This window comes from uncultured Mucilaginibacter sp., assembly GCF_903913935.1.
GTDB lineage: Bacteria > Bacteroidota > Bacteroidia > Sphingobacteriales > Sphingobacteriaceae > Mucilaginibacter.
Map to the genome: position 1 here is coordinate 1 of NZ_CAIWNH010000058.1, position 7,876 is coordinate 7,876.

Consider the following 7,876-nt stretch of genomic DNA (forward strand, 5'->3'; position numbering starts at 1 on the left):
CCGCCAGGAAGAGGCCACCATGGAGGCAAAATAAAAAAATACTCCCACTGCCATCCACCAGTAGTTGGCATGTACCAGCCGTGATTTTACATCACTGAAATGTACTTTACTAAATACATAATAAAGCAATGCAGAGGTAATGACTAATTTTAACACCAACTTGGTGACGTTCCACAGCCGCTGTTTCCAGGTTTTGGGTTTAACATCGTCCTCAACTTCGTGTACTATAGCGTCTTCAATTTTTGTCATTTCGGGCGCAAATGTAATAAAAACCAAATAGTTGTTGTCTGCCGAAAAGTTAAATAGCGTTAAGTTGACCCGAAAATTACCTGTGACCGCCATCCGGTAGGTAATCTCCGGTCAACTCATCTCCAATAGCTCATCTACTTGCAATCCATTTTTTGCAGGATGGCCAGGATCTTATCCAATTTATCAATTTCAATTGAATTAAGCCTTTCCATCAACTCTTCAATTTCCTTTTTGGCTTCCACGTTTGTTTTAAAATCAGCTTCGGCATGGGCACGGTCACGTTCATTCTGGCGGTTTTGGGCCATCATAATGATCGGCGCCGCATAGGCCGCCTGGGTTGAAAATAGCAGGTTTAGCAAAATAAAAGGGTATTCGTCCCAATGGTGGATAAATGCTATAATATTAAGCGCCATCCAAAGCGCAACAATTATGGATTGAATAATGATGAACCGCCATGAGCCCATGCCATTTGCTACTGAGTCAGCCAGCCGTTGTCCAAATGAAAATGATTTTTTGTGTGTTGAATGCCAGTTTTCGCCGTGTGCCATTTTAAGTTTTTTGGGGTTTGATTAAGTGTTAAATATAAATTTTTTGTCCGAAATGTATAATTCTTTTTTAGTACAAACTTTTATAGTTTAAGTTTGGGGATATATCCGGAAACAGATTAGCTGTTTTGCTTTCTGGAATTCAATGAAGACTTTAATCAAAATTACGCGATATGCAAAATGAGATGATCCTGGAGACGATCTCGGTAACCAAAAACTATTTTGGCGACAAGTCTACAGGCATAAATAATGTAACCATATTAATCCCTAAAGGCAAAATAACGGCTATTGTTGGTGAAAGCGGTAGCGGAAAAACTACGTTGCTGAATTTGCTCTATGGCTTGACGCGGCCGGACGCCGGTGAAGTGTTTTTCAAGGAAGAAAGGGTGCTGATGCGCGAGGAGAAATTACAGCCCGCTCATGAAGCTATGCGCCTGGTTACCCAAAATAACCAGGATATGGACCTCAATGCAACTGTTTGGGAGAGTGTGCGTTCAGGTTTAAGGAATTCAGAACTTGGTTTAGCTACCGAGCATAAAAAGATCACCGATTCACTGAATATGCTGGATGTTTTACCGCTGAAAGATATGCCCTTTGGTAAACTGAGCGGTGGCGAAAAGCAAAGGGTAACTATTGCCAAAGCCCTTATAAGCAAACCGGAGGTGCTTTTGCTGGATGAACCCTTTAACCAGGTGGATGCCACGTACCGCGAGGGTTTGCAGCATGACATCCGTTATATTGTTAAGTAATGGGGCGTAACGGTGGTGTTAGTTTCGCACGATCCTGCCGAAATCCTCTCCATGGCTGATGAGCTCATTGTTTTAAAAGAGGGAGAAATTGTAGAGAATGGCAGCCCCGAAGAACTTTATAATTCGCCCAAACTGCTATATACCGCCCAAATATTGGCCAGCAGCAGCCAACTGAACCTGGAGGACGCCAAAAAAGTAGGCGTTAAAACTACGCGGGGAACGGTAGTAATATACGCCGAACATGTTAAGATCACCAAAGGCTTCGGCGCTAAGTGGACGGTTAAACAGGTTTTATTTAAAGGCTTTTATGAAGAACTGATCATTGAGCGGGATAAAGTTTATTTGAGGGTAACCAACCATTCAAAAGGGAAATACCCCAAAAGCAGCAAGATCACCGTCAGCATTGAACATTTTTACGAATTCGGCCGCTGGCAGGCGCCGGTGCGCAATTTGCCAAAGGAGATGGATTAGTATTGGTTAATTGGGTGATTGGGCCTTTTTGTCATTGCGAGGCACGAAGCAATCGCGAACTGTTCATTACCGCTGTGCATTTCTCTACATGCAAAGTTCGCGATTGCCTCCGCCAAAAGGTGGATCGCAATGACAATGGTGTACCTAATCAACAACTAACTCTAACGTCTTTTTTTCTTTGCGGTACTTAGAGAGGTTAATCAATAACACGCTGAATAAAATAATAGCCAGCCCGCCTATTTGAGTGAACGAAATATGCTCCCCGGCAAAAAATATACCCAATATTACAGCGATAACAGGGTTAACATAAGCATAAGTGCTCACCTGCGTAGCCGGGCGTACCTGCAGCAGCCATACATAGGCGCTAAAGCCGGCAATCGATCCGAAAATGATTAAATAGATCAGTCCCATCCATCCGTGGGGTTGGATGTTTTGTAAGTGCAGCCCCTTGTATTCGCCGTGCAAAAAACTAACCGGCACGTAAACAAGGCCCGCTGCAAGCATTTGCCAGGCTGAACTTACAGTTGTTGAGGAAGTTGATTTCCTGCTTTTTGAGTAAAGGGATCCCCCTGACCATGAAATAGTGCCCACAACCAATAACAGCATCCAGGGCAGTTTTGCCTGCGCATCTGCACTTTTAAATATGTTGCCAATTTGTTCGCTGAAGAGCAGGATCACCCCGCCAAAACCGATGATCAAACCAATAATGGTAGCCGTGCTTCTGAAATTTACCGACCAATGCGGCTTATCCAATACTACAAACCAAATAGGGGCCGATGATACCAAAATCGCCACCATGGCGCTTGGTAATGTTTGTTCCGACCAGATCACGATCCCATTGGCTACAAACAGTAACAAAATACCAGTGATCGCGGCGGTGATGATATCTTTTTTGTTGAATATGTTTTCCTTTTTAATTACACACCAGGTCATCATGATCAGGCCGGCAATAATAAAGCGAACCGCGCCTAAAAAAAATGGCGGAAAACCACCCTGCATGGCAAACCTGATGAAAAAATAGGTAGAACCCCACACCAGGTACACTGTGGCGAAGGCAATGATCACCCATAAAGGGGAAGCCGTTTTAGTTGAGGTTGAAGGCATATATCGTTTATTTTTCGGGTATTACCAATTGTTGTTGTTCTTTTACAGTTTCCAGTACGATGGTTGTACGGGTACTTAAAAGGTTGGGGATTTTACTGAATTTGCCCCGCATCAGGGCCATCAGCGTGGCTGAATCATAGGTACGTACCTTTACCAGGTAGCAGTCGTCGCCGGCTATATGGTGTACTTCCTGTACTTCGGGTATTTTGGCCAGCTCGCGGGCGGTATCATTGCAGCCGGGGCTGTCAGCGGCTTTCATAAAAATAAAGGCGACCATTTTTTGCTGCAAGGCATCCGGATTTATGCGGGCGGTGTATTGCAGGATAACACCCTTTTGTTCCAGCTTTTTCACCCGCTCCAGAACACCGGATGGCGCCATGCCCAGTTCCCTTGCCAGGTCGGCATTGCTGATGCGCGCGTTGTCCTGCATCAGGTTTAAAATGTGCAGATCTGTTTTATCCAGTATGATCTCTGTTTCGTTAATCATACGGTAAATATAAATAAATGTCGAATTAAATTCAAATATGTATTTTAAAAAATGAATTTAATTCGACAAAAGTAGAGGTTAAACTTACGAAGTTTCCAAAACTTCGTAAGTTTTTCACCCGGAATCAGATTTTGATCACTTTATCTTTTTTTGATTCAGGCGGATGTTCTTCTGGTTTGGGGATATGCTTTACAATAAAGATAAGCGCATGCGCCATAACTTTTAGTGCTTTTACAGAAAAGTATACAAATGGCTTCATTACCCGCCAGGTATCGTGCAGGGTATCCATTAGTGGAACCGGTTCTTTTTCGGGGCGTTTGCCTATTTTATTTTGTGTTGATGATGCCATGGCAGTTGTTTTAGGTATGGATAGCCTAAACCGTGCCAAATGCTATCCAGAAAGCACAAGATCACAGAGAGCATGACAAATATTGACATTGAAAGCCACTATTCGTATGGTAAGTATAGGTTTATGCTTTAGGATGATTCTGATTATCGCCCTTCTTCAACGTTATCACCGTAATCTCCGGCCAGATTCCCAATCGTCCCGAAAAGGCTAAAAAGCCAAACCCTCTGTTCACATACAGGTAACGGTTTTTTTCGTTGATGAGGCCCGCCCAATCCAGGTAGCGGTATTGCACCGGGCTCCAGCGGAGGCCAGCGGTTTCCACCCCGAACTGTGCGCCATGCGTATGGCCCGCAAGTGTTAAATGGATGTTGGTTGGATGGTAGCGTACTTTTTCTTCCCAGTGGGTAGGGTCGTGGGAAAGGAGGATCTTAAAGGCATCTTTATCGACGCCATTGAGCGCTTTATCCAGATCGCCGATCTGGATAAAACCGCGCCCCCAGTTTTGCACGCCGATGAGCGAGAGTTTTTGGCCGTTCTTTTCAATCTCTATATTTTCATCCAGCAGTAAGCGGTAACCAAGTTCTTTGTGGCGTTCTTTTAGCTTGACCAGATTGGTAGCTTTTTCCGTTTCGCTGTCCCAATGGATATAATCGCCATAATCGTGATTGCCGAGGATGGAAAACTGCCCGTAGGGCGCACGTAGCTGGCTGAAATGGTTTATGTAAGGCTTGATCTCCCATTCCGCGTTATTCACCAGGTCGCCTGTGAAAACAAAAAGGTCGCTTTTTTGGGCTTTCGCCAGGTCTATACCGCGCTGAACCGCTGCAGTGTTATCAAAACTACCTGAATGGATGTCGGAGATCTGGGTAATGGTAAAACCGTCAAATGCTTCGGGCAGGTCATCAAAATACAGCGTTTGTTTATGCAGTTTGTAATCATATTTGCCTTTGAACATTCCGTAAAGGAAACCTGAAAACGGCACCGCTGCCACCAGTATAGCAACCTCGCTGATGAATTTGCGCCTGGCCGGGAAAAAAGGTTTGGCAGGCGCCCCTTTTGGCTTTACAAAATGGTTAACGACGCCATAAAAAAAAACGGCCGATATCACCCAAAAACAATATGATTACAAAAAATAGCTTGGTAAATAGCAGCGTCAGGAAGATACTGAGTATCCACTCATGCAAGGGCGTCATTCCTTTGGCCGTCTGGAAAGTTTTGAAATCGAGTAGCAGGATCAGTGTTACCCCGACGGTAACAAAAAGATATCCAAAGGTTACCAGATATCTTAATTTGATAAAATTCCACTCTTTGGTTAAGGTTTTCAGCCCGGCAAAAACATACCAGTCAAACAGCAGGCTGATCGCTGCAATGATCAAAAAAATGGTAAAAAAACCGCCTCCGTGCATATGATGTAGATAACACTGCAATATATAAAAGGATTGGTAATTGGCGGGTAAAAAAATGTGTAAAGGGAAGGCACATATTTATAATTTTTAACACAGAGAACACGGAGATATTCGCAGAGTAACGCTGAGGAAATTATTCAATTTTACTCACTGCGAACTTCGAGTATTCTTGGTGTTTTTTGTGTTAAAAAAGCAATCGGGTAAAAATATACTTTTATATCCCCTCAATACGCTTTCCTCAGCTTAATGATCCGCATCCAGTGCATTAACTTCATTACCGGGTAAACCGGGTCAAATTCAAACCATTTTACGCCGAAATTGGCACTATTGGGGTGCCTGTGGTGATTGTACTGGAACAACTCGCCCAGCAGCAGAAAGTCAAAGGGGGGGGTATTTATCCGATGTATCACTAAAAAACTTGAATCGTTATGGTCTTTTTATAAAAAGAGTATTTAAAAGCAACAGCCCTGCGTTTTTTAAGTGCAGGGCTGTTTTTGTTGTCAGTGGGGTTATTGTTTTAAAAACTCAACGATTTTTTCCCCTTTCATCTTTTGTGAGCAACGCACGGGTTTGCATGTGCATGCCAACTGTTTCCCATTGATCGGGCGAAAAGGTGGCAGGAGAGGGCATATTGTGGCAGCGCTGGCAATTCTCTGCCCATAACTGCGCGCCGCTTTTTGCGGCTACTTTTTCACTTACAAAGCAGCCGTTGATGGATAAAAATATCAGGATTCCAACAAGGATCACCACTATACCCATTAAATTCTTTTTATTTAAAGTTTTCATATAGCTGTTTTTTAAAGTTGAATGGAAAATTGTATAAACCATGAATTGGATCTTGAAATTCCAGCATCTGGAAAAATGGCTGTATTTACGGTGCCATTAGTATTGACGATTTCACGAGATACTTTTAATACAGTTCTCCAGTTGATCCAATAAGCAAGCCCAATAGTTGATTGATCCGTTTTTGCTCCCCATGCTGACATTGCCGGCGAGGTATAATTGGCGTAGCGGTAAGCCAGTTCAAAATTCTTTAAACCGTTGTCTAAAAAGGCTGGCCTTAGTGAGATTTGCGCAAAACCTGATGTTGAGTGGTTATTGTAACCATAGGTTTGGGTAGAATCATTGGGGTTGATATAATTTTGCCTATCCACATTTACGACGTTATACTGAGCTTTAATGTTCACCGAAAATGGCTTTATTGCCTGGATATAATTCAAATCGACTGCATACATATTAGTTTTAATATCAGCATTTGGTGCGCCTGAATCGCCAACTTTGCCGGTTAATGCGGAAACACCTAGCTCAAGTGCAGAGTTGGATAACGGAAGTATCGCTAACCTGCCGGAAAAAGTTTTATTGATATTGTTATCCGTAATACCTATGCCCTGTAGTTCTCCATCGGGGAGTAACTGCATACCATTCGTTACTGCCAGGTCATAACTCCATTTCATATCGCCCAGCGGTAGCCCGCCTTCAACTTCAAATCCGTAATCGGTACCGGCGGGTATGTCTAAACCAATGGGGTCAGTAGCCAACTTGTCTATCCAGCCAGCTGCTAAACGCTTGTTATAAATACCAAAGGGAATAACCAGGTAACCACCCCTGATGATGAGGCCAGGTGCAGCAAAATACGATACATCGGCCCAGTTTACACCCAGTCCGTCGTTATTAAAAGAAGGCTCGAATTCCATTAAAAATTTGTCGCCATGACGCCAGAGCAGCATTGGGCTAAATTCGTAGGTATCGGCATTACCAAATGTGCTGGTGCGGCTGGTTGTGCTTACGCCGCCAATGGTTGTTTTTGTTTTGTTGGTAACGAGGCCAAAAGTTAACAAGCCGGCTACCATAAAGTGGTCTTCGCCCCGTTTTTGCTGAAATACTTGCTGCTCCAGTGCTGTGATCCTATCGTTTAGCGTGTCCTGCGGGGTTGGAGCCTGTTGTGCAAAGAGCGCGTTTGCCTGTGTTATGAGCAACAGGGCACCAAGCCCGATTGCTATTTTTTTAAAAATTGATTTCATATTTTCCCAGTTTTACTGTGTTATTGGAATTATTTACATGAACTGTTATTTTTTACTGAGACTGCGTATGTAATCGATCAGCTGCCACCTTTGTGTTTCAGTTAATATTTTTTTGTATTGAGGCATCGGGGTTCTGCCTTCAGAAAGTTTCCAGAATAATGAGCCGTCCGGTTCATTACGCAGCGCAGCAGAAGTGTGGTCAGCAGGGTGTGGCGTTAATGAAGCTGCTGCCGGTCCGTCGCCTTTGCCTTTTTCACCATGGCAGGGGGCGCAATTGGTAACGTAAAGAGTTTTTGCGGCTTTCAGCACATCCGGCGTTGAAGCAACGGGATTTTTCATAGCTTGTGCAGCAGCAGGCGCTATCCATGGTTTTGATTGCGCCCTTGCAAATGAGCTGGTGAATACAGCAATTATTGCTATTAATAATGCTGATAACTTGATTTTTGGGGTCTGTAATTTCATGATCTTTTAATTTGTAGTTGTCTCTTTTAATGA

The 7,876-nt window shown here is 43.5% G+C and carries 12 protein-coding genes and 1 pseudogene; 2 read left to right on the plus strand and 11 right to left on the minus strand.

Features of this window, described 5'->3' with window-relative positions:
- Together QZY09_RS02465 and QZY09_RS02470 are read right to left on the minus strand one after the other, a co-directional pair.
- Positions 1–249, minus strand: a pseudogene (locus QZY09_RS02465) (hypothetical protein); the annotation flags it as partial.
- Between the two features lie 134 nt (positions 250–383).
- Positions 384–797 carry a DUF1003 domain-containing protein gene (locus tag QZY09_RS02470; RefSeq protein ID WP_295667684.1) on the minus strand — a complete coding sequence of 138 codons (414 nt, stop codon included), beginning with the start codon at positions 795–797 and terminating at the stop codon, positions 384–386.
- Positions 798–967: 170 nt separating this feature from the next.
- Between QZY09_RS02470 and QZY09_RS02475 the strand changes: the two genes are divergently transcribed.
- On the plus strand, positions 968–1,543 hold the full coding sequence (locus tag QZY09_RS02475) for an ATP-binding cassette domain-containing protein (RefSeq protein ID WP_295667686.1): 576 nt from the start codon (positions 968–970) through the stop codon (positions 1,541–1,543).
- Between the two features lie 12 nt (positions 1,544–1,555).
- On the plus strand, positions 1,556–2,014 hold the full coding sequence (locus QZY09_RS02480) for a hypothetical protein (protein ID WP_295667688.1): 459 nt from the start codon (positions 1,556–1,558) through the stop codon (positions 2,012–2,014).
- 144 nt (positions 2,015–2,158) lie between these two features.
- Here the strand turns inward: QZY09_RS02480 and QZY09_RS02485 are convergent, their stop codons facing one another.
- The 9 genes from QZY09_RS02485 to QZY09_RS02525 all read right to left on the minus strand — a co-directional run bounded on the left by QZY09_RS02485 (position 2,159) and on the right by QZY09_RS02525 (position 7,843).
- Positions 2,159–3,118 (minus strand): EamA family transporter, encoded by a 960-nt coding sequence (locus tag QZY09_RS02485; protein WP_295667691.1) that lies wholly within the window; start codon positions 3,116–3,118, stop codon positions 2,159–2,161.
- Between the two features lie 7 nt (positions 3,119–3,125).
- Positions 3,126–3,605 (minus strand): Lrp/AsnC family transcriptional regulator, encoded by a 480-nt coding sequence (locus QZY09_RS02490; RefSeq protein WP_295667693.1) that lies wholly within the window; start codon positions 3,603–3,605, stop codon positions 3,126–3,128.
- 124 nt (positions 3,606–3,729) lie between these two features.
- Positions 3,730–3,954, minus strand: a complete 225-nt coding sequence (locus tag QZY09_RS02495; RefSeq protein ID WP_295667695.1) for a hypothetical protein — start codon at positions 3,952–3,954, stop codon at positions 3,730–3,732.
- Positions 3,955–4,075: 121 nt separating this feature from the next.
- Entirely contained in the window at positions 4,076–5,062 is a 987-nt protein-coding gene (locus QZY09_RS02500; protein WP_295667697.1) for a metallophosphoesterase, read from the minus strand.
- Entirely contained in the window at positions 5,028–5,360 is a 333-nt protein-coding gene (locus QZY09_RS02505; protein WP_295667699.1) for a hypothetical protein, read from the minus strand. The genes QZY09_RS02500 and QZY09_RS02505 overlap by 35 nt, the downstream gene beginning before the upstream one ends.
- A 224-nt stretch (positions 5,361–5,584) precedes the next feature.
- A complete protein-coding gene (locus QZY09_RS02510) occupies positions 5,585–5,770 on the minus strand; it encodes a hypothetical protein (protein WP_367119155.1) in 186 nt (61 codons plus the stop codon).
- A gap of 115 nt (positions 5,771–5,885) precedes the next feature.
- Entirely contained in the window at positions 5,886–6,146 is a 261-nt protein-coding gene (locus QZY09_RS02515; protein ID WP_295667701.1) for a cytochrome c, read from the minus strand.
- A gap of 11 nt (positions 6,147–6,157) precedes the next feature.
- Entirely contained in the window at positions 6,158–7,381 is a 1,224-nt protein-coding gene (locus tag QZY09_RS02520; protein WP_295667703.1) for a hypothetical protein, read from the minus strand.
- Positions 7,382–7,426: 45 nt separating this feature from the next.
- On the minus strand, positions 7,427–7,843 hold the full coding sequence (locus QZY09_RS02525; protein ID WP_295667705.1) for a cytochrome c: 417 nt from the start codon (positions 7,841–7,843) through the stop codon (positions 7,427–7,429).
- Positions 7,844–7,876: the final 33 nt, after the last annotated feature.

What these genes read in the sequence shown, in the direction of transcription:
- QZY09_RS02470 (WP_295667684.1), bottom strand. Translation starts at nt 797, where the DNA reads ATGGCACACGGCGAAAACTGGCATTCAACACACAAAAAATCATTTTCA.
- QZY09_RS02475 (WP_295667686.1), top strand. Translation starts at nt 968, where the DNA reads ATGCAAAATGAGATGATCCTGGAGACGATCTCGGTAACCAAAAACTAT.
- QZY09_RS02485 (WP_295667691.1), bottom strand. Translation starts at nt 3,118, where the DNA reads ATGCCTTCAACCTCAACTAAAACGGCTTCCCCTTTATGGGTGATCATT.
- QZY09_RS02490 (WP_295667693.1), bottom strand. Translation starts at nt 3,605, where the DNA reads ATGATTAACGAAACAGAGATCATACTGGATAAAACAGATCTGCACATT.
- QZY09_RS02495 (WP_295667695.1), bottom strand. Translation starts at nt 3,954, where the DNA reads ATGGCATCATCAACACAAAATAAAATAGGCAAACGCCCCGAAAAAGAA.
- QZY09_RS02505 (WP_295667699.1), bottom strand. Translation starts at nt 5,360, where the DNA reads ATGCACGGAGGCGGTTTTTTTACCATTTTTTTGATCATTGCAGCGATC.
- QZY09_RS02515 (WP_295667701.1), bottom strand. Translation starts at nt 6,146, where the DNA reads ATGAAAACTTTAAATAAAAAGAATTTAATGGGTATAGTGGTGATCCTT.
- QZY09_RS02520 (WP_295667703.1), bottom strand. Translation starts at nt 7,381, where the DNA reads ATGAAATCAATTTTTAAAAAAATAGCAATCGGGCTTGGTGCCCTGTTG.
- QZY09_RS02525 (WP_295667705.1), bottom strand. Translation starts at nt 7,843, where the DNA reads ATGAAATTACAGACCCCAAAAATCAAGTTATCAGCATTATTAATAGCA.